The sequence below is a fragment of the Acidovorax sp. LjRoot118 genome (assembly GCF_964253575.1).
GTDB lineage: Bacteria > Pseudomonadota > Gammaproteobacteria > Burkholderiales > Burkholderiaceae_C > Acidovorax.
This window is the reverse complement of the sequence record NZ_CAXURB020000001.1, coordinates 1,597,350-1,623,008: the sequence shown is the minus strand read 5'-3', so window position 1 is coordinate 1,623,008 and position 25,659 is coordinate 1,597,350. Positions and strand designations below refer to the sequence as shown.

Annotated in this window: 24 protein-coding genes and 1 tRNA gene; 9 read left to right on the top strand and 16 right to left on the bottom strand. The window is 67.5% G+C overall.

The annotated features are described in order from the left end of the window. Positions 1–106: 106 nt before the first annotated feature. The 3 genes from ACSQ9E_RS07550 to ACSQ9E_RS07540 all read left to right on the top strand — a co-directional run bounded on the left by ACSQ9E_RS07550 (position 107) and on the right by ACSQ9E_RS07540 (position 2,578). Positions 107–1,585 (top strand): NAD-dependent succinate-semialdehyde dehydrogenase, encoded by a 1,479-nt coding sequence (locus ACSQ9E_RS07550; protein WP_436217343.1) that lies wholly within the window; start codon positions 107–109, stop codon positions 1,583–1,585. Positions 1,586–1,735: 150 nt separating this feature from the next. Further along, on the top strand, positions 1,736–2,092 hold the full coding sequence (locus tag ACSQ9E_RS07545) for a hypothetical protein (RefSeq protein WP_428000153.1): 357 nt from the start codon (positions 1,736–1,738) through the stop codon (positions 2,090–2,092). 132 nt (positions 2,093–2,224) lie between these two features. Next, positions 2,225–2,578: a hypothetical protein gene (locus ACSQ9E_RS07540; RefSeq protein ID WP_436217342.1), complete on the top strand. Its 354-nt coding sequence runs from the start codon at positions 2,225–2,227 to the stop codon at positions 2,576–2,578. Between the two features lie 3 nt (positions 2,579–2,581). On the opposite strand, the gene ACSQ9E_RS07535 is transcribed toward ACSQ9E_RS07540, so the two are convergent. The 7 genes from ACSQ9E_RS07535 to ACSQ9E_RS07505 form a co-directional block, all read right to left on the bottom strand. Further along, entirely contained in the window at positions 2,582–3,736 is a 1,155-nt protein-coding gene (locus tag ACSQ9E_RS07535) for an ROK family protein (RefSeq protein ID WP_436217341.1), read from the bottom strand. A gap of 105 nt (positions 3,737–3,841) precedes the next feature. Next, positions 3,842–5,065: a YeeE/YedE family protein gene (locus ACSQ9E_RS07530; protein ID WP_436217340.1), complete on the bottom strand. Its 1,224-nt coding sequence runs from the start codon at positions 5,063–5,065 to the stop codon at positions 3,842–3,844. Positions 5,066–5,139: 74 nt separating this feature from the next. After that, positions 5,140–6,033, bottom strand: coding sequence for a sulfurtransferase (locus tag ACSQ9E_RS07525; RefSeq protein ID WP_200961150.1), 894 nt, complete (start codon positions 6,031–6,033; stop codon positions 5,140–5,142). Between the two features lie 291 nt (positions 6,034–6,324). After that, positions 6,325–6,398: transfer RNA gene (locus ACSQ9E_RS07520), tRNA-Gly, on the bottom strand. A gap of 33 nt (positions 6,399–6,431) precedes the next feature. Beyond that, entirely contained in the window at positions 6,432–6,797 is a 366-nt protein-coding gene (locus ACSQ9E_RS07515; protein ID WP_057203784.1) for a ribbon-helix-helix domain-containing protein, read from the bottom strand. A gap of 63 nt (positions 6,798–6,860) precedes the next feature. Further along, entirely contained in the window at positions 6,861–7,442 is a 582-nt protein-coding gene (locus ACSQ9E_RS07510) for a DJ-1/PfpI family protein (protein WP_057203785.1), read from the bottom strand. A gap of 126 nt (positions 7,443–7,568) precedes the next feature. Beyond that, positions 7,569–9,599 (bottom strand): Cache 3/Cache 2 fusion domain-containing protein, encoded by a 2,031-nt coding sequence (locus ACSQ9E_RS07505; protein ID WP_436217339.1) that lies wholly within the window; start codon positions 9,597–9,599, stop codon positions 7,569–7,571. Positions 9,600–9,727: 128 nt separating this feature from the next. On the opposite strand from ACSQ9E_RS07505, the gene ACSQ9E_RS07500 reads away from it, so the two are divergent. Next, a complete protein-coding gene (locus tag ACSQ9E_RS07500) occupies positions 9,728–10,525 on the top strand; it encodes a 2-keto-4-pentenoate hydratase (protein WP_436217338.1) in 798 nt (265 codons plus the stop codon). A gap of 10 nt (positions 10,526–10,535) precedes the next feature. On the opposite strand, the gene ACSQ9E_RS07495 is transcribed toward ACSQ9E_RS07500, so the two are convergent. The 8 genes from ACSQ9E_RS07495 to ACSQ9E_RS07460 are packed head-to-tail and all read right to left on the bottom strand — an operon-like array spanning position 10,536 to position 18,842. Beyond that, a complete protein-coding gene (locus tag ACSQ9E_RS07495) occupies positions 10,536–11,228 on the bottom strand; it encodes a glutathione S-transferase N-terminal domain-containing protein (protein ID WP_436217337.1) in 693 nt (230 codons plus the stop codon). 3 nt (positions 11,229–11,231) lie between these two features. Then, positions 11,232–12,191 (bottom strand): Bug family tripartite tricarboxylate transporter substrate binding protein, encoded by a 960-nt coding sequence (locus ACSQ9E_RS07490; RefSeq protein ID WP_436217336.1) that lies wholly within the window; start codon positions 12,189–12,191, stop codon positions 11,232–11,234. Between the two features lie 28 nt (positions 12,192–12,219). Continuing rightward, on the bottom strand, positions 12,220–12,969 hold the full coding sequence (locus tag ACSQ9E_RS07485) for an enoyl-CoA hydratase/isomerase family protein (protein WP_436217335.1): 750 nt from the start codon (positions 12,967–12,969) through the stop codon (positions 12,220–12,222). Positions 12,970–12,976: 7 nt separating this feature from the next. Continuing rightward, a complete protein-coding gene (locus ACSQ9E_RS07480; RefSeq protein ID WP_436217334.1) occupies positions 12,977–13,783 on the bottom strand; it encodes an enoyl-CoA hydratase in 807 nt (268 codons plus the stop codon). Further along, entirely contained in the window at positions 13,780–14,976 is a 1,197-nt protein-coding gene (locus ACSQ9E_RS07475; RefSeq protein ID WP_436217333.1) for a CaiB/BaiF CoA transferase family protein, read from the bottom strand. The genes ACSQ9E_RS07480 and ACSQ9E_RS07475 overlap by 4 nt, the downstream gene beginning before the upstream one ends. 23 nt (positions 14,977–14,999) lie before the next feature. Next, a complete protein-coding gene (locus ACSQ9E_RS07470; protein ID WP_436217332.1) occupies positions 15,000–16,064 on the bottom strand; it encodes an ABC transporter ATP-binding protein in 1,065 nt (354 codons plus the stop codon). 20 nt (positions 16,065–16,084) lie between these two features. Then, positions 16,085–17,794, bottom strand: coding sequence for an ABC transporter permease (locus tag ACSQ9E_RS07465; RefSeq protein ID WP_436217331.1), 1,710 nt, complete (start codon positions 17,792–17,794; stop codon positions 16,085–16,087). 4 nt (positions 17,795–17,798) lie between these two features. Then, entirely contained in the window at positions 17,799–18,842 is a 1,044-nt protein-coding gene (locus ACSQ9E_RS07460) for an ABC transporter substrate-binding protein (RefSeq protein WP_436217330.1), read from the bottom strand. A 131-nt stretch (positions 18,843–18,973) separates the two neighbouring features. Here ACSQ9E_RS07460 and ACSQ9E_RS07455 point away from each other — a divergent pair, with 131 nt between their 5' ends. The 3 genes from ACSQ9E_RS07455 to ACSQ9E_RS07445 are packed head-to-tail and all read left to right on the top strand — an operon-like array spanning position 18,974 to position 21,470. Continuing rightward, a complete protein-coding gene (locus tag ACSQ9E_RS07455) occupies positions 18,974–19,957 on the top strand; it encodes a quinone oxidoreductase family protein (protein WP_436217329.1) in 984 nt (327 codons plus the stop codon). A gap of 17 nt (positions 19,958–19,974) precedes the next feature. Beyond that, the gene (locus tag ACSQ9E_RS07450; RefSeq protein ID WP_436178982.1) at positions 19,975–20,739 is read left to right on the top strand and encodes a glutathione S-transferase family protein; all 765 of its coding nucleotides are present in this window, start codon (positions 19,975–19,977) and stop codon (positions 20,737–20,739) included. A gap of 50 nt (positions 20,740–20,789) precedes the next feature. Further along, the gene (locus ACSQ9E_RS07445) at positions 20,790–21,470 is read left to right on the top strand and encodes a GntR family transcriptional regulator (protein ID WP_436217328.1); all 681 of its coding nucleotides are present in this window, start codon (positions 20,790–20,792) and stop codon (positions 21,468–21,470) included. Here the strand turns inward: ACSQ9E_RS07445 and ACSQ9E_RS07440 are convergent, their stop codons facing one another. Further along, a complete protein-coding gene (locus ACSQ9E_RS07440; RefSeq protein WP_436178984.1) occupies positions 21,471–22,382 on the bottom strand; it encodes an RluA family pseudouridine synthase in 912 nt (303 codons plus the stop codon). Positions 22,383–22,652: 270 nt separating this feature from the next. On the opposite strand from ACSQ9E_RS07440, the gene ACSQ9E_RS07435 reads away from it, so the two are divergent. Together ACSQ9E_RS07435 and ACSQ9E_RS07430 are read left to right on the top strand one after the other, a co-directional pair. Then, entirely contained in the window at positions 22,653–25,028 is a 2,376-nt protein-coding gene (locus tag ACSQ9E_RS07435) for an AsmA family protein (RefSeq protein ID WP_436217327.1), read from the top strand. Between the two features lie 94 nt (positions 25,029–25,122). Next, positions 25,123–25,638 carry a M23 family metallopeptidase gene (locus tag ACSQ9E_RS07430; RefSeq protein WP_428000111.1) on the top strand — a complete coding sequence of 172 codons (516 nt, stop codon included), beginning with the start codon at positions 25,123–25,125 and terminating at the stop codon, positions 25,636–25,638. Positions 25,639–25,659: the final 21 nt, after the last annotated feature.

Genomic DNA, 25,659 nt, shown 5'->3' with positions numbered 1-25,659 from the left:
GCCATCACCTCGCGTGTATATTCATTTTTGGCCCTTGGCGCCCCGGGCATGCGCTGCACAGCGGCGGCCCTGGTGCCCCCACTACAAACCGACGAGACACCACACCATGGACATGAAGACTTCGCCCCTTTCCCTGCTCAAGGACCCGAGCCTGCTCAAGACCGATGGCCTCGTCAACGGCCAGTGGGTGGCGGGTGCGAGCCGCTTCGACGTGAACGACCCGGCCACGGGCCTGAAACTCGCGAGCGTGGCCAACCTGGGCCCTGCGGACGCCGAGGCGGCCATTGCCGCCGCCAACGCCGCCTGGCCCGCCTGGAAGGCCAAGACCGCCAAGGAGCGCAGCATCATCCTGCGCAAGTGGTATGACCTTCTGATGGCCAACCAGGACGACCTGGGCCGCATCATGACGGCCGAGCAGGGCAAGCCCCTGCCCGAGGCCAAGGGCGAGGTGGCCTACGGCGCGAGCTTCGTGGAATGGTTTGCCGAAGAGGCCAAGCGCATCAACGGCGAGACCCTACCCCAGTTCGACAACAGCCGCCGGCTGATGGTCCTGAAGCAGCCCATCGGCGTGTGCGCGGCCATCACGCCGTGGAACTTCCCGCTGGCCATGATCACCCGCAAGGTGGCGCCGGCCCTGGCCGCTGGCTGCCCGGTGGTGATCAAGCCGGCCGAGCTCACGCCGCTGACCGCGCTGGCCGCTGCCGAGCTGGCCATCCGCGCAGGCATCCCTGCGGGCGTGTTCAACATCCTGCCGGCCGACAGCGACAACTCCATTGCCATCGGCAAGGTGCTGTGCGCCAGCGACGTGGTGCGCCACATCAGCTTCACCGGCAGCACCGAGGTGGGCCGCATCCTGATGGCGCAGTCGGCGCCCACCGTGAAGAAGATGTCGCTGGAGCTGGGCGGCAACGCGCCCTTCCTGGTGTTCGACGACGCCGACATCGACAGCGCCGTGGAAGGCGCCTTTGCCAGCAAGTACCGCAATGCCGGCCAGACCTGCGTGTGCACCAACCGCTTTTACGTGCAGGAAGGCGTGTACGACGCGTTCGTCGCCAAGTTCGCTGCCAAGGTAAAGACGGCCAAGGTCGGCAATGGCTTTGAGGACGGTGTGAACCAGGGCCCGCTGATCGAGGAAGCGGCGCTGGTCAAGGTGCAGCGCCATGTGGACGACGCCGTGGCCAAGGGCGGCACCGTGGTGGCCGGCGGCAAGCGCCTGGCCGGCCAGTTCTTCGAGCCCACGGTGATTGCCAATGCCACACAAGACATGCTGTGCGCGCGCGAGGAGACCTTCGGACCCTTCGCCCCGGTGTTCAAGTTCACGACCGAGCAGGAAGCCATCGACGCCGCCAACGCCACCGAATTCGGCTTGGCCAGCTACTTCTACACCCGCGACGTGGGCCGCATCTTCCGCGTGGCCGAGGCGCTGGAATACGGCATGGTGGGCATCAACGTGGGCATTCTGGCCACCGAGCATGTGCCCTTTGGCGGCGTCAAGCAATCGGGCCTGGGGCGCGAAGGCTCGCACCACGGCATCGACGACTACGTCGAGATCAAGTACCTGTGCCTGGGTGATATCCAGAAATAGACCGCGCAGCGCCAGAAGGCGTTGAAGAACCTCGCCCGGCAACAGCCCGGGTTGGGGCAGAATGCCCGCCGTGCGGCCCGCGACTCCACCACCAAGAGGCGCCCACTCCAGGGCAGCCCACCGGCCGCATGTTCACCGAGGGAAACCATTTTGAAAGCACTGATCCTTGCGCTGCTTACCGTGGCCAGCGCCGCGCACGCGCAAAACTCCGGCCTCACCGTCTTTGAATCGCACGGCACCATGCACTACGCCATGGTGCCCACCGACAAGGCCCGGGACACCCAGTACATGGAGAACGCGGCATACAGGTTTTGCCAGGACCAGAACAAGGGCAGCTGCCGCGTGATGATCTGGGCCGACAGCCTGGACAAGCCCACCGGCAACCCCTTCCATACACGCTACGACGAGAACAAGCTCGCCGAATACCTGCGCAACTATGGCGGGGCAGATGGCATGCGGTTCAATTGCAAGCTGGTGCCCGGAGCCAGCCGCTGCTACCAGCAGTAGCACGGCAACCGGGGGAAACTGGCGCAGAATCCCCCGGCCGGTCGGCAAACGCGCAACCCACAGGGGGTTGTGTGCCCGCCATAGGCAGCCGCCGAGTTGCCTGCCGACCGCGCAAACCCGAGGGACATCACCATGAAAGCCTTGATCCTCGCGCTGCTGACCGCAGCCACGGCCACCGTCACCCACGCGCAAACCACCGTCTTCGAGAAGAATGGCAGCATGCAGTACGTCATGGTGCCCACCGACAAGGCACGCGACACGCGGTTCATAGAGGACGCAGCCCTGAAGGCCTGTGGCGGCGAAAGCGTCTGCACCGTGATGGTATGGGCCGACAGCCTGGACAAGCCCACGGGCTGGCCCTTCCACCCGCGCTACCGCGAGAACCAGTTGGCCGAGTTCCAGCGCAACTACGGCACAGGCGTGGCGCGCAGCATGGCGTTCAACTGCAAGCTGATTCCCCGCACATCGGGCATGAACTGCTTCTGAGCATCAACCCTGCCCCGGCGCATCGCGCCGGTTGGTGAAGCTGGCATTGCCCAGCCCCGTGCCCACAGTGAGGATGGCCCAGCGCTCCACATCGTTGGTGAAGGGCATCTCCGACAGGCCCTGCACCACCGCATCGTTGTGCAGACACACCTGGGTTCGCCCATCGCCGATGTGCGGCAGGCGCTCGCACAGGTCGCGCGGCAGGTGAAAGCGCGTGCTCTCCCAGTTGCCGGGCAGGTTCTGCGTGCCGCCGGCCAGCGATCCGTCTTCCACGATCAGCCCCGGGCAGGCCACGCCGATGTAGGGGGCCAGGCGAATCTCCTTTTTCTCCGCGTAGGCGATCAGGTCTTCGAGGATGGTGGCGATGCCTTCCACCAGCTCGTCGCGCTTGGGCTCGTCATCCGCATGGGCCCACTTCTCGCGGCGCACCACTTCGGCCAAAGACATGTCGGGCGCCTTGTGCAGGTGGGTCTGCACGATGCCGCAGCGCACATTGGTGCCGCCAATGTCCACCGCCAGGATGGCGTCGTAGCTCTGCAGCAGAGCGGGAGGCGCCAGGTGCACCCAGCCGATCAGCCCGCCCTCGTCCGAATGGTGATGCAATGTGCGCAGCTCCACGGGCACCTTCTCGGCCTTGAGGATCTTGCCGGCACGCGCGATGGACATGCCGCCGACCTCGCTCTGGTGAAAGCCCCCACCGATGATGATGCGCTCCACGCCTTTCCAGGTCTTGTGCTTGAGAAAGCGCTGCACCACGTGTGCCAACTGCAGCGCATAGTCTTCCGATGCCGCCTCGATGGCTTGCGCAGCCGCTCCGTCCTTCTCCAGCATGGCATCGATCTGGTGCTTGCTGAGTTCGCGCGTGGGCTTGTCCCCCATCGGGTCCTTGCCTGCCATGGAGGTGAAGAGCTTGCGCCAGGCGTCGAGCATGTGGCGAAACGCCGTGCGGCTGGCCACGTCGCCCACGAAGCCATCGCCATCGCGCAGCTCCAGGCTGTAGCCCTCGATGACCACCGAGGCCAGGCGCATGTCGCCATGCGGGCCGACGATGCCCAGCTCGCGCTGGGCCTTGGCGTCCTTTTCCTCCTGCGCCGCACTGGGCTTGTCAGGCGTGGCTTTCTTGGCCTTCGTGTCCTTGTCTTTGTCCTTGGAAGCCATTCATTCCCTCATGCAATGGGGCCCGCACACGGGGCTGAAGGGGCATCGTGCCCCATGCTGCGGCGCGGCGGCGTCAGCCAATGCCTTGAGATGGCCCCAGGCCGATCAGGTCTTTGAGGTCTTGCCAAGCAAGGCCTTGGCACGCAGCCCGGCCCACACGGCGAAGAACAGCGATGCGGCGAACACCCAAGCGGACAGCCCCCCGGCCATGCCGCCCGAGAGCAGAGTACCGATGGTGCAGCCCAGCCCCGTCATCGCGCCCCAGCCCAGCAGCACGCCGCCCGAGAGGCCCCGCGCAGCATCGCGCCAGGTGGGCCAGCGTGGTGCGAACTGGCGGCTGGCCAGCGCGGCGATGAAGGCGCCGGCCACCAGCCCCGCGAGCAGCAGCGCATTGGGCGTGAGCCAGGTGGACTGGGGCAGCGTGGCGCAACCGGCAAAGCCATCGAGCCCGTCGAGCCGGTCCGGTATCAGGCCCTGCCCTTGCGCCCACTGGCGCGCCGCGCTGCCCAGCGTGGCCGTCACGCCCAGCGGGCGCATGCGCACGATGGCCAGCGCGCCGATGAGCCCCACGGCCAGGCCGCCCACCCAGTAGCTCCAGCGCCCACTCCACAACCGCTGCCACACGGCACGCAGGCCCGGGACACCCGCCGCGCGCACGTCCTCTGGCACCTGCTCGCGCGCAAACCCGCGCCACAGCCATGCCGCCACCGCGGCCAGCACCGCCAGTTGCACAAGCAGCGCCCCGCCATAGCCCAGGTGCGCAGGCAGCCACACGACGGGCGCATCGGCCACGCTCAGGCTGTACAGGCCGTTCCAGGTCTTGAACCCGAGGATGAAACCCAGCGCCGAACCGAGCAGCGCAAACGGCGAGACCGCCGAGCCCTCCGCCAGCCGGTACCAGTGCGCGCTGATGCACGAGCCCGAGACCACCATGCCGGCACCGAACGACAGGCCGGCGGCCACCAGCACCCAGCTCACGGGGCCGATGTGCATGTCCGGCGGCAGCTTGCCCGGCTGTGGCACCGGCAGCCAGCCGCCCAGCACCACCGTATGGCCGACCAGGCCCACGGCCAGCGCCAGCACGATGGCCAGCAGCCCGCGCGGGTTGCCGCCCTCGAACCAGTCGCGTGCATGGCAGTAAAAGCAAAAGCGCGAGCGCTGCAGCACCAGGCCCAGCACGGCGCCAGTCACCAGGGCAAAGACCAGCGTGCGCCCACCGGCAAGGCCCTCGACCCAGCGGGTGGACAGCGCCAGCGCAACCAGCAGGACCACGGCGGCGATGGGAGACAGGAACTTGATTGGGTGATTGCTTGTGGTTGTCGTCGTCATGTGTGGCACCGGAACGAAAAAAAGCCCGCCGAAGCGGGCTGTAAAGAGACCCCTACCAAAAAACTCGGTACGCCTTATTTGGCTGCCCAGACCGTGCCGGCCGGGTTGTTGATGGGCACGCCCACGGCGTTGCCGTATTCGGTCCATGAGCCGTCGTAGTTCTTCACGCTGTAGCCCAGGATCTTGGACAGCGCGAACCAGGTGTGGCTGGAGCGCTCGCCGATACGGCAGTAGGTGATGACCGGCTTGCTGCCGTCGATGCCCACGTTGGCATAGAGCTTCTTCAGGTCGTTGGCCGACTTGAAGGTGCCGTCTTCCTTGACCGCCTGGCCCCAGGGCACGTTGGCGGCGCCGGGGATGTGGCCGGCGCGGATGCTCAGCTCGGGCACGCCCGCCGGCGCAAAGATCTTGCCGGTGTATTCATCGGCCGAGCGGATGTCCACCAGCTTGGCGTTGCTCTTGCCCTCGGCCGCGGCCAGGGTGTCGGTAAGGCGCGCGCGCAGCTGCGTGTTGACCTGCGTGACCTTGTAGCTGGTGGCCGCGAACTCGGGCACGCGGTTGTTCAGCGGCTGGTTCTCGGCCTCCCACTTCTTGCGGCCGCCGTCGAGCAGCTTGACGTTCTTCACGCCGTAGATGTCGAACACCCAGGCGCCCCAGGCGGCAAACCAGTTGTTGGTGTCGCCGTAGAGCACCACCGTGGTGTCGGGCGCCACGCCGGCCTTGGACAGCAGCGCTTCAAAGGCTTCCTTGCTGACGATGTCGCGGCGCACCTTGTCGTTCAGGTCCTGGTGCCAGGAGAAGTTGACGGCGCCGGGCACGTGGCTGCGCTCGTAGAGGCCCGGGTTCACGCTGACCTCGACAACGCGCACCTGGGTGTTGTCGAGGTTCTGCGCCAGCCACTCGGTACTGACCAGCGGGCCCGCCGGGATGGGCGTGGCAGCAAAGGCCACCGATGCGCCCAGTGCCATGCCGGCGCCCAGCACCCATGCGCACAGGCGCCGGCCCAGGGGCTGGGTGGGGTGGATCGTCGTCGTGTGCTGCGGCTGGCTCATGCGGGTCATCCTTGTCGTCGGGTGGCCGGTGCTGCAACCATTGCGGCAACCGATGGACAGAATTTAGAGGAGCCGTGCCATCCAGGGAACAAAGCAAAACGTGCTTCGTTATGCGAAAAACGGCACGGCTGCCCCACACCAGGGCATCAACAGGCACAAAAGACGGGGGGAGAAGCTGGAACAGCGTTGCGCGATGGCGCAGGGGGATGGAGCGGGTGAAGGGAATCGAACCCTCGTCAGTTGCTTGGGAAGCAACAGCTCTGCCATTGAGCTACACCCGCAGTGCGCCGGATTATAGGGGGTTGCCGGGCCCGTCAGGCAGCCCTGGCCAGCACGCGGCTGCGCCCTTCGGTGGCAAGCACCTGACGGGCATTCAGGCTGCGGATGGAAATGGAGGCGTCCTGCGGTATGCCGCCCGACAGCTGCAAGGCCAGGTAGCGGCCACAGCTGACGCGCAGGAACGAGGCAAAATTGTCCACCTCGCCGCGCTCCGCGACCAGTTCGTCGTACAGCCGGGCGCACAATTGGGGCACGCCCATGCCGTCGCGCTGGGCGATCTCCTCGAGCACCTGCCAGAACAGGTTTTCCAGCTTGATGCTGGTGGCCACCCCGTGCAGGCGCACAGAGCGGGCGCGGCTTTCGTACAGGGCGGGGTCGGCGCTGATGAATACCTGGCACATGGGATTTCGCCTTTCAGAACGGCCTCCATCATGGAAGACCGCCCCTGCGGCGTCAAATGGTGCCTACAGGCTGATGCGCGTGCCCATCAGCGCCAGGAACTGCGCAATCCAGGCCGGATGCGCCGGCCATGCCGGGGCGGACACCAGGTTACCCTCGGTCACGGCGGCGTCGATGGCGATCTCGGCATAGGTGCCGCCTGCGATCTCGACCTCGGCCCTGCAGGCCGGGTAGGCGGAGCAGGTGCGGCCCTTGAGCACCCCAGCGCCGGCCAGCAACTGGGCGCCGTGGCACACCGCTGCCACGGGCTTGTTGGTGTCGAAGAAGTGCTTCACGGCAGCGATCACCGCCGGGTAGGTGCGCAGGTACTCAGGGCCGCGCCCGCCGGGGATCACCAGGGCGTCGTAGCTGGCCACGTCCAGGCCTTCAAACGTGGCGTTCAGTGTGAAGTTGTGGCCCGGCTTCTCGCTGTAGGTCTGCGCGCCTTCGAAGTCGTGGATCGCCGTCTTGATGTGATCGCCGGCCTTCTTGTCGGGGCACACGGCGTGCACGGTGTGGCCCACGGCCAGCAGGGCCTGGAACGGCACCATGGTCTCGTAGTCCTCGCAGTAGTCGCCGCACAGCATGAGTATCTTCTTCGCAGCCATGTCTTTTGTCTCCTCAGGGGTATGGGGAGTTCATTGTTGGACTGCGGCGCCGGCGGTGGGTGTTAGCCGGCTACTACATACCTGGCATGCGACATGGCTGCTGCCACCGCAGCCGGTGGCCGCCCGCTAACGCGTTGCACCCAGGCGCGCCTGGGGCTTGGCACGCAATGCCGGTGCTGGCGTGCCCGCATGCGTGCCGCTGCTGCCCAGGTTGAACTGCGCCACGGCCCCGACCATCTGCTCGGCCTGGCTGCGCAGGCTGCTGGCGGCGGCCGCCATCTCCTCGACCAGGGCCGCGTTCTGCTGGGTGGCCTGGTCGAGCTGGGTGACGGCCTCGCCCACCTGGCCCACCCCGGCGGTCTGCTCGCTGCTGGCGGTGCTGATCTCGGCCACCATGCTGGCCACGCGCCCGATGGACTGCACCACCTCCTGCATGGTGGCCCCGGCCTGGTCGGCCAGCACCGAGCCCTGCTGCACCATGGTGCTGCTGGCCACGATCAGCTCCTTGATGGCTTTGGCCTCCGCCGCGGTGCGCTGTGCCAGGTTGCGCACTTCGGCAGCCACCACGGCAAAGCCGCGGCCCTGCTCGCCGGCACGCGCGGCCTCCACGGCGGCATTGAGCGCCAGGATGTTGGTCTGGAAGGCAATGCCATCGATCACGCCGATGATGTCGGCGATCTTCTGGCTGCTGGTATTGATGCCGTGCATGGTGCTCACCACCTGGGCCACCACCTTGCCACCGTCGGTCGCGACCTGGCTGGCGCGCACGGCCAACTGGTTGGCCTGGGCGGCACCGTCCGCGTTGTGGCGGATGGTCGCGCCCAGTTCCTCCATGCTGGCCGAGGTCTGCTCCAGCGAGCTGGCCTGGCTCTCGGTGCGGGCCGACAGGTCCTGGTTGCCATGGGCGATCTGGGAGCTCGCGGCCGATACGCTCTCGGCGCTGGCGCGCACCGTGCCCAGGCTCTCCAGCAAGCGCACGCGAAAACCTTCCATGGCCTGCGCCAAGGTGCCGATCTCGTCACGCGACTGGATGCTGACGCCATGCGTCAGGTCGCCCTGCGCGAGGTAGCCCAGCGCGGTGCTCAGTTGCTGCACCGGTGCGCCCACCAAGCGCCGCGTGGCCAGCACCAGCACCACGGCCAGCAGCACCAGCGCCACCAGTACGCCCAGCCACAGCCAGGTCAATGCGCTGCGTGCCTCGCCCATGAGCTCAGCAACCGGCGCTTCAGCCACGATGGCCCAGTTCCAGGGCTTGTAACGCTCCACGGCGACAAAGCGGCGCGCAGTGGCTTCGCCGGAGGGGCGCGGCGACCAGGTGGCCTCGAAATCGCTGGCCTGCTCCGAGCTGGTGAGCGCTGCCAGCCAGGCTTTGCCCTCGTCGACCTTCTCGTCAACGACCAGTGCGGGGCCAGAGCCCCCCAGGCCGGCGATGCGACCCCGCGCCGGCCCCGAAGAAACATCAACCGCGTAAACGGCCCCCGTGTCGAACAGCTTGCGGCTGGCCATCAACTCGCTCAGGCTGCTGAGGATGGGCGCGATGTCGGAGCCGATGAACAGGATGCCGATGGTGCGGTTGCCCTCGCGAATCGGCTCGTACACGGTCATGTAGTCGCGGCCGAACAGGTTGGCGCGGCCGATGTAAGGTTTGCCTTCGGCCATGAGGGCATAGGCCGGGTGCTTGCGGTCCAGCAGGGTCTTGAAGGCGCGCTCGCCGTCCTGCTTCTTGAGCGAGGTCGTGACACGGATGAAATCGTCACCGGTGCGCGCAAAGATGGTGGCAACTGCGCCCTTGGCATCTGCGGAAAACCGGTCCACCACCTCAAAATCGCCATTGACCGGGACGCCCTGAAAGCTCAGCACGGCTTCGGGCTTGCCGTCCGCGCCCGGCTGCTCGGCCAGGCTGAAGGCCCCCGGAAAATTGGCCTTGAGCAAGCCGAAGTCGCGCAGTGCCAGTTGCTGCGCCGATTCGTCCATGGTCTTCACCAGGGTGCTGACCTGGGATGCATATTGCCGCGCATCACCGCGCGATGCGGCGCCAAAACTGCTCCACACCATGCTGCTGACCAGTGCCATGGTGGTCAGCAAGACGACCAGCAGGCTGGCCAGGGCCACGAAGGACAGCTTGAATGCGATGGACCGGGCGGCAAAGGATTTCATAGGAGCGCCTCGCGTGGTTGATTGAATCTGTCAATCGAATCTTGATCCAAGTCAATGTAAATCTTTGAAGCCCATACCGCCAGTGCCTGGCCCAAAATGGGCAGCCGCAAGACCGTGGAACAACACCTATGACCCCCGAGACGCTTCTCGCCCACTACGACAGTGGTGCACTCTGGCCCGCCAGCGGCGCGGCATCCGCCAACGGCGACGTGCCGGGCGCCTACCAGACGGCGCTCGCCGTGCGCGCCCTGCGCCAGGCCCGCGGCGAAGTTCCTCGCGGCTACAAGATCGGTTTCACCAACCGCAACATCTGGGCGCACTACAACGTGTTCGGCCCGATCTGGGGCACGGTGTGGTCGACTACTCTGGCTTTTTGCGGTGGGGACGGCAGCGTGTCGCTGGACCACTGCGCCCAGCCGCGCATCGAACCCGAGGCAGTGTTCGGGCTCAGGGCCACACCCGCACCGGACGCGTCCCTGGACGATCTGTTCGATGCCATCGACTGGGTGGCACCGGGCTTCGAGATCGTGCAGTCGCACCAGCCGGACTGGAAGTTCAATGCCGCGCAGACCGTGGCCGACAGCGCCCTGCATGCGCGGCTGCTGGTGGGCCCGCAGCGCCCGGTGCGCGAGTTCGCCAGCTCGGCGGCCGAACTGGACCAGCACCTGGCCGCCGCACGGGTAACGCTGCTGCGCGACGAGGAGTTGATGGAACAGGGCAAGGGCGCCAACGTGTTGGAAGGCCCGTTGAGTGCCCTGCACTACTTCCTGAAGGAACTGCGCGCCTGCCCCGGCGCGCCCGATCTGATGCCAGGCGACGTGGTCACCACCGGCACCTGGACCAATGCCTGGCCGGTGCAGGCAGGCCAACGCTGGAGCGCGGATTTCGACGCACCGCTGTCGCGGCTGTCGGTGACTTTTACCTGAGCAAGACCGGTCAGCGCTTCGCGTACTGCTGCGCCCCGAACAGCACCTCGCGCGATTGCGCATCGTGTGCGGGCTTGCGCAGATCGGCCAGCACGGCGATGCCGCGCTGCACTGCGGGGCGGCTGCCCACGGCAGTGAACCAGCGTTCGAGGTGCGGGTGGTCCGACAAGGTGATGCCCTGCTTTTCCCAGTTGCGCAGCCAGGGCCAGACGGCGATGTCGGCAATCGAGTAATCCTCGCCGCCCAGCCAGGGGCTGGCGGCCAGCCGCCGCTCGATCACACCGTAGAGCCGCTGCGCCTCGTTGGTGTAGCGGTCGATGGCATAGGGGATCTTCTCGGGCGCATAGAGCCTGAAATGGTGGTTCTGCCCGAGCATGGGGCCCACGCCGCCCATCTGGAACATGAGCCACTGCAGCACCTCGTAGCGGCCCCGGTCATCGGGTGGCAAAAAGCGCCCGGTCTTGCCTGCGAGGTACAGCAGGATGGCCCCTGACTCGAACAGCGTGATGGCCTGGCCGTCCGGCCCTTCGGGGTCGCGGATCGCGGGGATCTTGTTGTTGGGGCTGATGGCCAAAAACTCGGGGCGGAACTGTGCGCCCACGCCGATGTTCACGGGGTGGGCACGGTATGGCAGGCCACACTCCTCCAGCAGGATGTGGACCTTGTGGCCGTTGGGCGTGGCCCAGGAATAGACGTCGATCATCGATCACTCCACCTTCACGTTGGCGTTCTTCACGCGCTCGAGTTGCGCCTTGCCGGCATCCGCCGCCCAGGCATTGAATGCGGCCGGCGTGGCAAACGGCGCGGCCTCGTTGCCGGTGGACAGCAGCTTCTCCTGCACCTGCGGGTCGGCCAGCACCTTGCTGGATGCGGCGACCAGCCGGGCCTGCACATCAGGGGGCAGCTTCGCCGGGCCGAACAGCCCGAACCAGAACGAGAACTCGAAGCCGGACAACCCCTGCGAATCGAGGGTGGGCACGCCGGGTGCCACGGCCGAGGGCTGCTGCGTGGTCACGCCAAGCATCTTCACCACGCCCTGGCGGCCCAGGGGCAGCACCGAGGCCGCCGTGCCGAACGACAGGTCCACCTCGCCCGTGGCCACGGCCTGCAGCGCGGGCGCGCCGCCCTTGAAGGGGATGTGCACCATGGTGGCGTCAATGGCCTTCTCGAAGGACAGCGCCGCCAGGTGCGGCGAGCCACCGATACCCGAAGAGGAATAGTTGAGTTGGCCCGGCCGCGCCTTGGCCCTTGCGATCAGGTCCTTGAGCTGGGTGATGCCGCCCTTGGGGCTGACCGCCAGCACCAGGGGCGAGACGGTGAGGCGGTTGATGGGCGTGAAGTCTGCCGGGGTGTAGCGCACGTTGTACAGATGCTGGTCGATGCCGTAGAGCGTGCCCGTGGCCAGGCCGATGGTGTAGCCGTCCGCAGGGGCCCGCGAGAGCAGCGTGGAGGCCAGCGTGCTGCCCGCCCCGGGCTTGTTGTCCACGACGATGCCCTGCCCGAGTTCCTTGCCCATGGCCTCGGCGACGATGCGCGCGATGCCGTCGCCCGCGCCCGAGGGCGAATAACCCACGATGAGGCGGATGGGCTTGGCAGGGTAGTCGCTGGCCATGGCCGGGGCCGCCAGGCCGAGCAGCAGGGCAGATGCGATGCAGTGCAGTTTCATGGCGGTGGTCTACTGTGCCGGCGGTTCATCACTGGCCGGTGAATTGGGGTGGGCGCTTTTGCGCCCAGGCCGCCTGGCCCTCGCGCAGGTCCGCCGACTGGTAGGCGCGCAGGGTATCGGCGTTGAACTCGTCCACGTCCAGCGTGCCCCGGGCCATGCGGTTCAGGTGGCGCTTCATGCCCACCAGGGCCAGCGGCGCCATGCTGGCGCAGTCGCGCGCCAGGCCGGCCACCTCCTCCTCCAGCTGCGCCGCCTCCACCAGTTGCGTGAGGTAGCCGATGCGCAGCATCTGCGCCGCGCCGATCTTGCGCGCGGTGAGGAACAGCAGCTTGGCATGGTCCAGCCCCAGCCGGCTCACGTAGCGCTCCATGCCCGAGCGGTAGTAGTGCAGGCCCAGGCGCGCGGCCGGCATGAACATGTCGATGCCCTCGGCCCCTACGCGGAAATCGCAGGCCAGTGCCAGGTCGGTGGCCCCGCCGTAGACGCCTCCGTGCAGCACGGCGATGGTCACGGGCCGTGCCATCTCCAGCGCATCAACCATGCCCGCGAAATCGATCTTGCGCGGGGCGCCGATGCTGCCGATGTCGTAGCCGCTGCAGAAGTACTTGCCGGTGCTGCGCAGCTGCAGCACCAGGATGTCGGGGCGCTGGTTGACCTGCGCTATCAGTGCAGCCAGGTGCTCCAGGTCATCGGCCGTGAGGCGGTTGGCCTGCTCGGGCCGGCGCAGGGTGATGGTGGCGACCGCGCCGTCGGTGGTGAGTTCGGGAAGTGCGTTCATCGGAATGTCATCGGCCTTGGAATTGAGGGGTGCGCTTGGCCAGGAAGGCGCGGCGGCCCTCCCGGTAGTCTTCACTGTCAAAGCAGCGCAGCACCAGGGCGGCCACCGCATCGGCGCCTTCGGCTGCGTCGGAATAGTGCTCGAAAGCCTGCAGCGCCTGTTTGGCCGCATGCACGGTCAGAGGCGCATTGGCGGCGATCTGTGCGGCATAGGCGGCCACGCGCTCGCCAAGCAGTTCGGCATCCACCACGAAGTTGACCAGGCCCACGCGCAGCGCCTCGTCGGCCTCCAGAAAGCGTGCGCTGAAGAGGATGTCCTTGGCGGTGGACGGCCCCACCAGGCGCGCCAGCGCGGCCACGCCCCGGTAGTCATAGCCCAGGCCCAGCCGGGCGGCGGGGATGGCAAAGCGCGAGGATGAAGCAGCAAAGCGCACGTCCGCCGCGAGCGCGATCGCCAGCCCGCCACCCACGCAGTAGCCTTCGATCATCGCAATCAGAGGCTTGCTCAGCGCAGCCAGCCCGGCATGGCCGCGTGCGGCGATGGCGTCGTAGGTCTGCTTCTGCTGCGCGTCGGCCCGGTGCTGCTCGAATTCCGAGATGTCGGCACCCGAGACGAAGGCCTTGCCGCCTGCGCCCTTCATGACCACGGCACGCACGGCCGGGTCGCGCTCGAAGGCCTCGGCCGCGATGCCCAGGCCCTGCCACATGTCCAGCGACATGGCATTGCGCCGCTCCGGGTGGTTGAAGGTGATCCAGCCCACGCCGCCCTGCACCTCGGCCAGGATGCGCGGGGTTCCCAGGTCCAGTGCGCTCATGCCACCGCCCCCTCGCCGCGCATGGCGACAATCGATGCATCGGTATAGCCCAGCTCTCGCAGCACGTCGTCGGTGTGCTCGCCGGCATCGGGCGCGGCGCGGTGGAAGGCCTCGGCATGCGCGCAGGCCGACAGGTTGATGGGCGAGCGCAGCAGCTGCAGTGCGCCCATCTCGGCATGCGGCGCCGGGCGTGTCATGCGCAGGTGCTTTGCCTGCACATCCTCGAAGGCCTGGCCGATGTCATACACCGGCCCGCAGGGCACGCCGGCCTGGTTCAGGCGCTCCACCAAGTCGGCCACGCCGAACTGGCGCGTGATCGCGCTGATGGCCTCCTCCAGCTCACGCCGGTGGGCCAGGCGCGAGGGCTGGTCCTTGTAGCGCTCGTCCTGCGCCAGGTGCGGTGCCTGCAGGAAGTCGCACAGCTTGGCCCACATGGCGGCACCGGGCCCGCAGATGTTGACCTGGCCGTCGCGCGCCTCGAAGGTGCCCATGGGCACCAGCGTGGGGTGCGAATTGCCCTCCTGGCGCGCCACGTGGCCGTCCACGGTGTAGCGCGCGCCCTGGAAGTCGAGCTTGTTGAGCATGGCTTCGAGCAGCGAGGTGTGTACCCACTGGCCCTGGCCCGTGCGCTCGCGGTGCAGCAGCGCCAGCAGGATGCCCTGGCCCAGGAACATGCCGGCCGTGGTGTCCGAGATGGCGATGCCCGTGCGGTACGGGCCGCGCCCGGGCTCGCCGGTGACGGAGCTCAGCCCGCTCATGCCCTGCACGATCTGGTCGAGCCCCGGGCGCTCGGCATAGGGGCCGGTCTGCCCGAAGCCCGAGATGCTGGCCAGGATGATGCGCGGGTTCACGGCGCAAAGGGCCTCGTAGGTCAGGCCCAGGCGCTGCTTGACGGAGGAGCGGAAGTTCTCCACCACCACGTCGCTGCGCTCCACGAGCTTGCGCAGCACGCGCATGCCATCGGGGGTCTTGAGGTTCAGGCTCAGGCTGCGCTTGTTGCGGTGCAGGTTCTGCTCGTCGGAGCCGCGGCGCGGCCCCAGCGTAGGCTTGCGGTCGGGCGGGTCGATGCGCACCACGTCGGCGCCCCAGTCGGCCAGCAGGCGCACGGCCACGGGGCCGGCGCGCGCGATGGTGAGGTCGAGCACGCGGTAGCCCGACAGTGGCAAGGTGGTATTGGCAGGGTTGGCTTGCATGGGCAATTCGTTTCTCGAAGACATCACTGCACCGCCGCCACGGCGTAAGGATCCACGTACATCATCGACTGCTGCCCGACCTCCAGCACCAGGGACGGCGCCGCGTGGACCTTCAGCGGCGCACCGCCCGCGCTGGGCTGCACCAGGTAGTGCCAGTATTCCCCCAGGTAGGTGCGGCCCACGACCGACACGGCCCCGAGCGGCACGGCGCCGTCGGGCCCGGCGCCCAGATACAGCGATTGCGGGCGGATGGAGGCCTGCAGGCTGGCCCGGTCACCCACTGCCGCATCGGCCTGCAGCGGAATGCCTTCGGGCAGACCGTCGAGCCGCATGCGCCCGCCCTGCACCGCCCCTTGCACCAGGTTGGTCTTGCCGATGAAGCCCGCGACGAAGGGCGTCTGCGGCCGGTTGTAGAGGTTCCAGGGCGTGTCGATCTGCTCCAGGCGGCCCTGGTGCAGCACGGCGATGCGGTCGGAGATGGCCATGGCCTCGGTCTGGTCGTGCGTGACGTAGACCGTGGTGAAGCGGAACTCATCGTGCAGGCGGCGGATCTCGGCGGCCATCTCTTCGCGCAGGTTGGCATCGAGGTTGGACAGTGGCTCGTCGAGCAGCAGCACCTCGGGCCGCACGATCATGGCCCGGGCCAGGGCCACGCGCTGCTGCTGCCCGCCCGACAGTTCGGCCGGATAGCGCTGCGCGTAAGGGCCGAGCTTCACCACATCGAGCATCTCCTTGACGCGCTGCGCGGTCTCGGCGGCGGGCGTCTTGCGCACCTGCAGGCCGAAGCCCACGTTCTCGGCCACGGTCATGTTGGGCCAGATGGCATAGCTCTGGAAGATCATGGACATGCCGCGGTGCTCGGGCGGCACCGAGCGCGTGGGGGTGGAGACTTCGCGCCCGTCCACCAGGATGGCACCGGCGCTGGGCTCGATGAAGCCGGCGATCATGCGCAAGGTGGTGGTCTTGCCGCAGCCCGAGGGGCCCAGCAGGGTGACGAGTTCGCCGCGCCGCAGCTGCAGCGAAACGCCATCCACCACGGAGGCGCTGCCGTAGTTCTTGCGCAGGTCTTTGAGTTCAAGTTTGGACATATTCTTGCTTTCTCAGTTCTTCATCCCCGGCGCAGCATGAAGTCGCGCCCCGCGAGCTTCATGCCGATGGCCACGACCACGGTGACGATGACCACCAGCACCACACCCATGGCGGCCAGCGTCTCGTAGTTGCCCTGCTCGCTCAGGTCCAGCGTGAGCACCGAGACCACGCGCGAGCCCGGCCCGGTGAGGAACACCGCCGTGGACAGCTCCTTGGTGCAGATCACGAACACGAGCACGAATGCACCCAGCAGCGTCTTCTTGAGCAGCGGCGCCACCACCCGGGTGAGCACGGTGATGCGGCTGCCGCCCAGGATGCGCACGGCCTCTTCCAGCTCGGGGTTGAGGGCGCGCACCCCCGCCGAGCTGGCCGCCACCGCGATCGGCAAAAAGCGTGTGGTGAAGGCGATCACGATCAGCACGCCCATGCCGTACAGCGAGAACGGCGGCCCGGCATACGCGGCATAGAGACCGATGGCCAGGATGAGCCCCGGCACGGCCACGGGCGCCAGTGCCAGGAACTGAACGAACACCGGGAACGGCGTGATGCGCCGCTGCGTGGCATAGGCAATGCAGATGCCCATGCCCACGCACACCAGTGCCGTGGCGCCCGAGTACAGCACCGTGTTGAGGATGGCCGCGCGCACGGTGAGCTGCTCGAAGAAGATGCCGTAGAAGTTGTCAAAGGTGAGGTTGTCGAGCGCGAGACCCTTGCCCCATGCCTTGGACACCGATGCCAGCAGGAGGATGGCCAGCGGCATCACCACTGAGAGCAAGGCCACCAGGCCCGAGTAGGCCAGCAGCAGCCACTTCCACCAGCCGATGTCGAAAGGCCGCCGCTCGCCGCCCTTGCCGGACACCGACACATAGCCGCGCCGCGCCAGCAGCCTGCGCTGCAGCATGAGCATGACGATGGTGAGCAGCAGGATGGGCATGGAGAACGCGGCCGCCTGCTCCACCTGCAGCGGGTACTGGAAGAAGGAGACGATCTGCGTGGTGGCCAGGTTGATGCGCGCGGGGATGGCGATCAGCGCGGGCGTGCCGTACAGGGCAATCGCCTCCAGAAAGATCAGGATGGCCGCGCCGATGATGGACGGCAGCACCAAGGGCAAGGTGACGCGCGCCATGGTCTGGAACTTGCCGGCCCCGTGGATCGATGCCGCATCCTCCAGCTCGGTGGACACCAGGTCGAGCGCCGACTTGGTGAACACGTAGATCAGCGGGTAGGTATAGAGCGCGATGACGAAGGCCAGGCCCCAGAAGCTGAAGATGTTGAACGGCCCCTTCTGCAGCCCGGTGAGCTCGACGACCAGGCGGTTGAGCCAGCCGGCGTTCGGCCCGGCCAGCAGGATCCAGGCGATGGCGCCGAGGAAGTTGGGCATGACGAACGCCGCCAGCACGCTCAGGTGCGTGAAGCCGCGGCCCGGCATGTTGGTGCGCGAGACGGCCAGCGCCAGCGGCACGCCCAAGGCCAGCGCGATGGCCGTGACGGCAACACCCAGGTACAGGGAGTTGAGCAGCGCCTGCAGGTTGCGGCCACGGCCCAGTGCCTGCACATAGCTCTGCAGCGACCATTGGCCATCTGCCGTGTGGAAGCTGTCCCACACCAGGCGCAGGATGGGGTTGGCCACCAGCAGGACCAGTACCACGACGAGGGCACCGAACAGCCAGACCGAAGGATCGCCCAGGCGGCCGGAGACCCGGCGCACAGCTGGTGGATGGAGGGCCATGGCGTCAGACACCGAAGGCCTCCCGCCAGGCATCGATCACCTTGGGGATCTGCGCGACCATCTGCGGCGGCGTGGGCGCCAGCAGCGGATTGGCGTCGCCCAGGCCGATCACGCCTGGCGCAGGCTTGGCGTTGGCGCGCAGCGGCACGCTGAACTCCTCGACCGAGATGCGTTCGGTGTCTTCGCTGCCCAGCATCCACTCCATGAACAGCTTGGAGGCATTGGGCCGGCGCGTGTTGGCCAGGATGCCCGTGGGCGAGAGGATCAGCACCGGCCCCTCCTTGGGCACCAGCGTGGCCACCGGGTTGCCCTTGGCGGCTGACCGTGCGGCCAGGCTCATCGGCCCGGCGGAAACAGATGACTCGCCAGAGATCACCGCCGTCACCGCGTCGATGGTCGAGCGGCTCACGTGCGCCTTGTTGGCGGCCAGCTTCTTGAAGAAGTCGTCGCCGTAGAGCTTGCGCATCTCGATGCACCAGGCACCGGCCGCGCCGCTGTAGGCAGGGTGCGCCACCAGGGCAGCACCGCTCCACTTGGGGTCGAGCAGGTCGGCCCAGCTCTTGGGCGCCGCGGCGGCCGACACCTTCTGGGTGTTGTAGACCAGGCCCATCATGAAGCAGCTCGACGCGTGGAAGTAGCCGTCCGGGTCCATGTTCTGCACGCGCTTGTCCTGGCGGGCCACGGCGGCCGGCAGGAACTTGAGCAGCAGGTTGCGGCCCTTGAGGTCCACGTAGTGCGCCAGGTCCGTGGAGGTGAACACGTCGCAGTTGGGCGTGCCGGCTTTGAGGTCCTGGTTGAGCCTCTGGTAGGCCACCTGCGCGGTGGTGCGCACCACGTTGACCCTCACGCCCGGGTAGCGCGCGGTGAAGGTGCGGCCCATCTTCTCGGCCACCTCGGAGGTCTGGGGCACCGTGTACCAGGTGAGCTCGCCCTCCTTGCGGGCGGCATCGTGCAGGGCTGCCAGGGCGGGGGCCTGTGCCCGGACTATCGCGGGAAAGGCCAGCGCGCTGGCCGCCATCACACCGAACTCTCGTCTGCGCAAGAACATGGGTTGTCTCCTGATCGTTGGTGACCGATCGGTGTCGGCCTTTTTTCAGTATGCACAGAAGATTTATAAAAATACACTAATGGTTTGTATGTATTTTTTACAACCGATTCAAAAGCTCTAATGGCGCTGCCATGACAAAAAGCCCCTCCATCCATTTCCACCGCCACGGCGAGGCCGACGTGCTTGAAGCCGTGGAAGTCGACGTTCCCGAACCCGCCGCGGGCGAGGTCCAGATCCGCCAGACGGCCATCGGCCTCAATTTCGCGGACATCTACCAGCGGCGCGGCGGCCACGGCCCGCACTCGGCCACGCCCTTCCCCATCACCCCCGGTGCCCAGGGTGCGGGCGTGGTGCAGGCGGTGGGCCCGGGCGTCACGGCCTTCACCCCGGGCCAGGCGGTGGCCTACCTGCACCCGGGCGCCTACCAGGTCACACGCAACGTGCCGGCGCATCGGGTGGTGGCGCTGCCGGACTGGATACCCGAGGACATTGCGGGCGCCAACCTGCTGCGCGGCCTGACGGCCGAGTACCTGCTGCGCCGCCTGTACGTGGTGTGCCCCGGCGAGGCGGTGCTGGTGCATGCGGCTGCAGGCGGCATGGGGCTCATCCTGTGCCAATGGGCGCGCGCGCTGGGCGCCACGGTGATCGGCACCGTGGGTTCGGCCGCCAAGGCCGAGGTGGCGCTGGCGCATGGCTGCCACCACGTGATCGACTACCGCCGCGAGGACTTCGTGGCCCGCACCCTGGAGCTCACCGGCGGTGTGGGAGTGGGCGTGGTGTACGACGCGGTGGGCAAGGACGTCTTTCTGCCCTCGCTGCAGTGCCTGCGCCCGCGCGGGCTGGCGGTCAACTACGGCACGGCATCGGGCGACGTGGAAGCCTTCGACCTGCAGATCCTGCATGCGAAGTCACTCAGCGTGTGCCGCCCCACCCTGCGCAGCTTCGTGGCCGACCCGGCCGAGCTGCGCGCGTCGGCCCAGGCCTTCTTCGATGCCGTGCGCGACGGCCATGTGCGGCTGGGAATAGGCCAGCGCTACCCGCTGGCCGAGGTGCAGCGCGCACACCGCGACCTCGAAAGCCGCGCCACCACCGGCGCCCCCGTCCTCATCCCCTGACGCACTGGACCCTTCCCATGAGACTCTTCCATGCCTGGCTGTCGAGCGCCTCGCGCCGCGTGCGCCTGTGCCTTGCCGAAAAGAACATCCCCTACGAGAGCGTGGCCGTGGACCTGAGCAAACAGGAACAGCACGCACCCGAATTCCTGGCCATGAACCCCAATGGGGTGGTGCCGGCGCTTGAAATATCGCCCGGCCGCTTCCTGCACGAAAGCTCGACCCTCTGCGAGTACCTGGACGACATTGCCCCAGAGCCCCCGCTGCGCCCCGCCGATCCTTACGAACTGGCACAGATGCGCAACTTCGTGCGCTGGACCGACGAGAAGTCGCTGCCCCACCTGCTGATCCTGAACTGGAGCCTGATGCTGCAGTCCACCGCACAGCAGTGGAGCGATCAGGAACTGCAGGACAAGCTGGCACGCATCCCCACCGCCGAGCGGCGCGAGGCCTGGGTGCGCATTGCCCGCAAGCCTTATACCGAGGAGGAAAAGGCCGAGGCCCTGCGCAAGCTGCTGCTGCTGGTGGACCGCATGGAAGGCATGCTGGCGCCCTCTTCGCCGTGGCTGATGGGCGCAAATTACTCGCTGGCGGACATTGCCGCCGCGCCCTTCATCGCGCGCATTGCGGAGATCGAGCCCGCGGCCCTGGCCGAATCTTCCCACCCGCTCGTGCACCGCTGGTGGCAGGCCATGCAGCAGCGCCCGGCGTTTGCCGCAGCGCGCCTGCAATTGTTTGGCGATGTGCTGCAGGAGCGGCAACGCGCGGCCACCATAAGCACCTGAGCCAGGCCAAGATGCGGCCGCCCGCGCATTATCATTCGGCCTCTACGAACATGGCCACCACTACCACAACACCGCCCCGCGTCAACCTCAGCGACAAGATCCGCGAGGCCCTGGAGGAAGAGATCATCTCCGGCAAGCTCTATGCCGGCTGCAGCATCGACGAGCAGGAGCTGATGGAGCGCTTCGAGGTCTCGCGCACCCCGGCACGCGAGGCCATCCAGCAGTTGGCCACCGCCGGCCTGGTGGAGATGGTGCCGCGCCACGGCGCGGTGGTCGCGACCCTTTCACTGACCGAGTACGTGGCCATGCTGGAGATGCTCACCGAGCTCGAAGGCCTGGCCGCGCGCCTGTCCGCGCGGCGCATGCCGGCGGCGCTGCGCCGGGACCTGCAGGCCTCCTTCCAGGCCTGCGAGACTGCAGCCGCCAAAGACGACTCCGTGGCCTATGAAGAGGCCAACCGCTGGTTCCACCAGACCATCTACGACGGCAGCCTCAACGAGGTGCTGTCGCGCCAGCTGCGCCAGATGCGCCTGCGCATGCGGCACCCGCAGCGCTCGCTGTTCGACCGGCCCAACCGGGTGCGCAACTCGCTGGCCGAGCACCAGGACATCATGAAGGCCATCCTCGATGGCGACGAAGATGCGGCCGACCGCCATATGTGCCGGCACATCTCGAGCGGCGGCAACGTCTACGTGGATGCCGTGGCCCGGGGCAGCGTGCCGCGCGGCTGATCAATCCAGTGTATTGAGCTGCAGCCGGCTGGCGAATTGCCGGCCATCGCCCGTGAGCGGATCGGTGAATGCCAGCGAGCGTGCCAGCAGCTGCAGCGGGCGTGAGTAATCGCCCTCGGGCGGGTCGTTCACCACCGGGTAGAACGGGTCGTTGCGCAGGGGCAGACCCAGCGCCGCCATGTGTACGCGCAGCTGGTGGCGCTTGCCGGTGATGGGCGACAGGCGGTACAGCGCCCAGTCGCCCCTCCTCTCCAATACTTCCATGTGGGTTTGGCTGTTGGGCTCGCCCGGCACCTCGTGCATGCGAAAGAACTGGGGGCTTTCTTCCATGCGGCTTCGGTGCTCGCGCGGAAAGACCAGGTCGTCGCGCCAGGGCGCCACCGCCTCGTAGTGCTTGGTGATGGTGCGGTCACGGAACAGGGCCTGGTAGGCGCCGCGCGTGCGCTGCTGCACCGAGAACAGCACCAGCCCGGCCGTGTCGCGGTCGATGCGGTGCAGGGGCGACAGTTCGGGCAGGCCCAGGCGGCGCTTGAGGCGCACCAGCAGCGTGTGCTGCAGGTAGCGGCCCGAGGGCGTGACGGGCATGAAGTGCGGCTTGTCGGCCACGAGCAGGTGCTCGTCCTGGTAGAGCACGGTTTCTGTGAACGGCACCTCGGGCTCGTCGTCGAGGTGGCGGTAGTAGTACACGCGCAGCCCGCCTTCGAAGGGGCGGGCGGGTTCGACCGGGGCACCGCGCTCGTCCACCACGTCGCCGGCCTGCATGCGGGCCTGCCATGCGGCGCGGTCCACCGCGGGCAGGCGCTCGGCCAGGAAGTCGAGCATGCTGCCTTGCCCGTGGGTGGGCAGCACCACGCAACTCGCACCCACGCCGTCGCGCATGGGCGGGGCGAAATGATGGCGGGGGCTGTGCATGGTGGCGCATTCTAGAAGGCCTTCCCCACCGCCGGCCCGTTACAGCCGCCAGCCTTTTCACGCCATCCAGGCGGAGGCTCGCAGCAGCAAGGCGTCCACGGCCCGCGCAGCCAGCGCCGCGCCAGGGCTGTAGGACAAGGGCTGCAGTTGGTTACACGGGCGCCCTGGCAGGGCTGTTGCGGGCTAGCATCGGCCAAACCGCACCCAACAGGCCGATGGCCTGCAGCAAGTGCTCCGATCTTCGCGCTTTTGGATGACACCTGCCCCCCCATGTCCGCTATGCCATCGACCGACATGCCCACCCCGCCCCCGGCGGGCGGCCGCCCTGCCCGCAAGCCTTTGCACCGGGCGGTGAAGTGGGTGCTTGTGCTGGCAGGTCTGCTCGTGGGCCTGGCCATCCTGATCGGCGTGGTGCTGTCGCTGATGGACTGGAACCGCTACAAGCCTTTGGCCAATGAAAAGGTCAGCGAGGCCACGGGCCGGCGCTTCGAGATCGAAGGCGACCTGTCGGCTGCCTGGCGCTGGCCGCAGCCGCTGGAAGAAGGCTGGCGCCGCTGGGTGCCTGGCGTGACGGTGAAGGCCGAGCGCCTGGTGATGGACAACCCGGCAGGGTTCGAGCCCCCGTTCGGCGGCGATGGCAAGCAGAAAGGCAAGGACAAGGGGGCAAGCACCACTGCGGCACGAGCCCCTGCCAGTGCTGCATCGGAGGGATCGGCATCCACAGCGCCGCCCCCGGCCACCCTGCCCGGCACCGCGACCATGGCCCGCATCGGCAGCGTCAGCGCCTCCATCAGCCTGCTGCCGCTGCTCTCGCGCCACCTGGCCATCGACACCGTGGCCCTCACCGACCCGGAGATCGCCCTGGCCCGCACCAAGGACGGCAGCAACAACTGGACCTTCAAGCACAAGGACGAAGACGCCCCCAAGAGCCGCTGGACCTTTGACGTGGGCCGGCTGGTGGTCAACCAGGGGCTGCTGGCCTATGCCGATGCCCAGAAGGACGTGGACCTGCAGGCGCAGGTGAACACCACGGAGCCGCTTGATCCGGCACATGCAGGCAGCGCTAAGGCGGCCAAGGCATCCATTCTTCCCGCGTCGGCCGCGGCCTCCTCGGCCGAGGCTGCGGCTTCGCGCGATGTGGTAGCCAGCAAAAGCAGTGCGAGCAGCACGGCCGTGCCCTATGGCCTGCAATTCGAGCTGCAGGGCCGCATTGCCAAGGCGCAGGTTAAGGGCCGCGGCCGGGCTGGCCAGGTGATCAGCCTGCGCGACAAGGTGGTCAACTACCCGCTGCAGATCGAAGCCACTGCGGGCAGCGCAGCACTGTCGGCCGAGGGCATCCTGGCCAATCCCGGGGCGCTGTCCGGCATGGACTTCGATGTGATGCTCAAGGCCGACAGCATGGCCGACCTGTACGAGGTAACGGGCCTGGTGCTGCCCAGCACGCCGCCGTTCGAAACGCGCGGGCACCTGACCGGCAGCCTGGAGCCCGAGCGCGCCGTGTGGAGCTACAGCGACTTTCGGGGCAAGGTGGGCCAGAGCGACCTGCAGGGCGACCTCAAGTACACCTCGGGCAAGCCGCGCCCCAAGCTCACGGGCAAGGTCACATCCAGCCAGTTGCGCCTGGCCGACCTGGGGCCGGCGCTGGGAACCGCCAAAGCCAGCAACACCCACCGTGGCAAAACCGATGGCAAGGTGCTGCCGGACGCCAACTTTGCGGCCGAGCGCTGGAGTGCCATGGACATGGACATCGCGTTCAAGGGAGAGCACATCATCCGATCCGAAAGCCTGCCGCTGGAAGACCTGAGCTTGCGGGCGGTGATGGACAACGCGCAACTCAGGCTCGCGCCGCTGACCTTTGGCGTGGCCAAGGGCAAGATCGAATCGGAGGTCATCATCGATGGCCGCACGCCCCCCCTCAAGGCACAGATACGCGGCAAGGTGGAAGGACTTCAGCTGTCCGCACTGTTCCCCAAGGTGGAACTGATGAAAAAAAGCTTTGGTCGCATGGATGGTGCAGTGGCGCTGCGCAGCAGCGGCAACAACGTGGCCGACCTCCTGGGCAAGGGCACGGGAGAGGCGCGCCTGTACGTGCGCGAGGGCACGCTGAGCAAGCAGATGCTGGACCTGGCATCCCTGAACGTGGGCAGCATCGTCGTGGGCAAGCTGTTCGGCGATGACAAGGAGGTACGCCTGCGCTGCGCGGTGGCCGACTTCACCGTGGTCGATGGCCTGGCGCAGACGCGCGTGGTGAAGATGAGCACCGACGACGCGGTGATCGAGGCCACCGGCACCATTGATCTGGGTACGGAAGCGATGAACCTGCGCATCAAGCCCGAGTCGCTGGAGTGGAAGTTTTTCTCGCTGCGCACCCCGCTGTATGTCAAGGGCACCTTTGGCAACCCGGATGTAGGGGTGGAACCCGGACCGCTGCTGCTGCGCGCGGGCGCTGCGGTGGTAGCGGCGGTAGCGGCACCGGTGGCCCTGGCGCTGATACCGGTCACCGTGCCGGCCGCCGATGACGACACCTACTGCAAGCCGCTGCTGGACCTGGCCAAGGAGCCTGTGAAGCCTGGTGCCGAGGGCGCTGCAGGCACGGCATCGCAGCCCGCACGGGATGCCGCCAGCCGGCAGCGACCAGCGCGCTGAGCCAGCCTGCGGTCACTGGACAGGCGCAATGCGGGAATAATCCTCCCTTTTGCCCGCCGGCGCGCTGCATGGTCGATGCGGTGCGCCCCCCTGCATGAAGACTCTCCAATCCGTGGGCCTGGCCCTGCTCGGGCTGTTGCTCATGGGCCTGATCATCCCTGAACGCATCCGCATCCCCGTGGCCGGAGCCTCCACGAAGGACTGGAATGCCCAGTCGTTCTGGTTCGAGCCCTGGGGCACGTCGGGCGTGCACAAGGGCATCGACATCTTCGGCAAGACGGGGACGCCGGTACTCAGCACCACGGACGGCATCGTGCTCTTCACCGGTGAGATCGCCAAAGGCGGCAAGGTGGTGCTGGTGCTCGGCCCCCGCTGGCGGCTTCATTACTTCGCCCACCTGGACCGCATCAGCACCCATGCGCTGGCGCCGGTGGCGTCGGGCAGCCCCATCGGCACAGTGGGCGCCAGCGGCAATGCCCAGGGCAAGCCGCCGCACCTGCACTACTCCATCGTGCGGCTGCTGCCCGCGCCGTGGAAGATCGATGGGGCGACCCAGGGGACCAAGAAGGCCTTTTTCATGGACCCGGGCGCTTATCTGAAAGGGCAGTAGCTGCAGCGCTCATACGGATTT

What these genes read in the sequence shown, in the direction of transcription:
- ACSQ9E_RS07550 (WP_436217343.1), top strand. Translation starts at nt 107, where the DNA reads ATGGACATGAAGACTTCGCCCCTTTCCCTGCTCAAGGACCCGAGCCTG.
- ACSQ9E_RS07540 (WP_436217342.1), top strand. Translation starts at nt 2,225, where the DNA reads ATGAAAGCCTTGATCCTCGCGCTGCTGACCGCAGCCACGGCCACCGTC.
- ACSQ9E_RS07535 (WP_436217341.1), bottom strand. Translation starts at nt 3,736, where the DNA reads ATGGCTTCCAAGGACAAAGACAAGGACACGAAGGCCAAGAAAGCCACG.
- ACSQ9E_RS07530 (WP_436217340.1), bottom strand. Translation starts at nt 5,065, where the DNA reads ATGACGACGACAACCACAAGCAATCACCCAATCAAGTTCCTGTCTCCC.
- ACSQ9E_RS07525 (WP_200961150.1), bottom strand. Translation starts at nt 6,033, where the DNA reads ATGGCACTGGGCGCATCGGTGGCCTTTGCTGCCACGCCCATCCCGGCG.
- ACSQ9E_RS07515 (WP_057203784.1), bottom strand. Translation starts at nt 6,797, where the DNA reads ATGTGCCAGGTATTCATCAGCGCCGACCCCGCCCTGTACGAAAGCCGC.
- ACSQ9E_RS07510 (WP_057203785.1), bottom strand. Translation starts at nt 7,442, where the DNA reads ATGGCTGCGAAGAAGATACTCATGCTGTGCGGCGACTACTGCGAGGAC.
- ACSQ9E_RS07505 (WP_436217339.1), bottom strand. Translation starts at nt 9,599, where the DNA reads ATGAAATCCTTTGCCGCCCGGTCCATCGCATTCAAGCTGTCCTTCGTG.
- ACSQ9E_RS07500 (WP_436217338.1), top strand. Translation starts at nt 9,728, where the DNA reads ATGACCCCCGAGACGCTTCTCGCCCACTACGACAGTGGTGCACTCTGG.
- ACSQ9E_RS07495 (WP_436217337.1), bottom strand. Translation starts at nt 11,228, where the DNA reads ATGATCGACGTCTATTCCTGGGCCACGCCCAACGGCCACAAGGTCCAC.
- ACSQ9E_RS07490 (WP_436217336.1), bottom strand. Translation starts at nt 12,191, where the DNA reads ATGAAACTGCACTGCATCGCATCTGCCCTGCTGCTCGGCCTGGCGGCC.
- ACSQ9E_RS07485 (WP_436217335.1), bottom strand. Translation starts at nt 12,969, where the DNA reads ATGAACGCACTTCCCGAACTCACCACCGACGGCGCGGTCGCCACCATC.
- ACSQ9E_RS07480 (WP_436217334.1), bottom strand. Translation starts at nt 13,783, where the DNA reads ATGAGCGCACTGGACCTGGGAACCCCGCGCATCCTGGCCGAGGTGCAG.
- ACSQ9E_RS07475 (WP_436217333.1), bottom strand. Translation starts at nt 14,976, where the DNA reads ATGCAAGCCAACCCTGCCAATACCACCTTGCCACTGTCGGGCTACCGC.
- ACSQ9E_RS07470 (WP_436217332.1), bottom strand. Translation starts at nt 16,064, where the DNA reads ATGTCCAAACTTGAACTCAAAGACCTGCGCAAGAACTACGGCAGCGCC.
- ACSQ9E_RS07465 (WP_436217331.1), bottom strand. Translation starts at nt 17,794, where the DNA reads ATGGCCCTCCATCCACCAGCTGTGCGCCGGGTCTCCGGCCGCCTGGGC.
- ACSQ9E_RS07460 (WP_436217330.1), bottom strand. Translation starts at nt 18,842, where the DNA reads ATGTTCTTGCGCAGACGAGAGTTCGGTGTGATGGCGGCCAGCGCGCTG.
- ACSQ9E_RS07455 (WP_436217329.1), top strand. Translation starts at nt 18,974, where the DNA reads ATGACAAAAAGCCCCTCCATCCATTTCCACCGCCACGGCGAGGCCGAC.
- ACSQ9E_RS07450 (WP_436178982.1), top strand. Translation starts at nt 19,975, where the DNA reads ATGAGACTCTTCCATGCCTGGCTGTCGAGCGCCTCGCGCCGCGTGCGC.
- ACSQ9E_RS07445 (WP_436217328.1), top strand. Translation starts at nt 20,790, where the DNA reads ATGGCCACCACTACCACAACACCGCCCCGCGTCAACCTCAGCGACAAG.
- ACSQ9E_RS07440 (WP_436178984.1), bottom strand. Translation starts at nt 22,382, where the DNA reads ATGCACAGCCCCCGCCATCATTTCGCCCCGCCCATGCGCGACGGCGTG.
- ACSQ9E_RS07435 (WP_436217327.1), top strand. Translation starts at nt 22,653, where the DNA reads ATGTCCGCTATGCCATCGACCGACATGCCCACCCCGCCCCCGGCGGGC.
- ACSQ9E_RS07430 (WP_428000111.1), top strand. Translation starts at nt 25,123, where the DNA reads ATGAAGACTCTCCAATCCGTGGGCCTGGCCCTGCTCGGGCTGTTGCTC.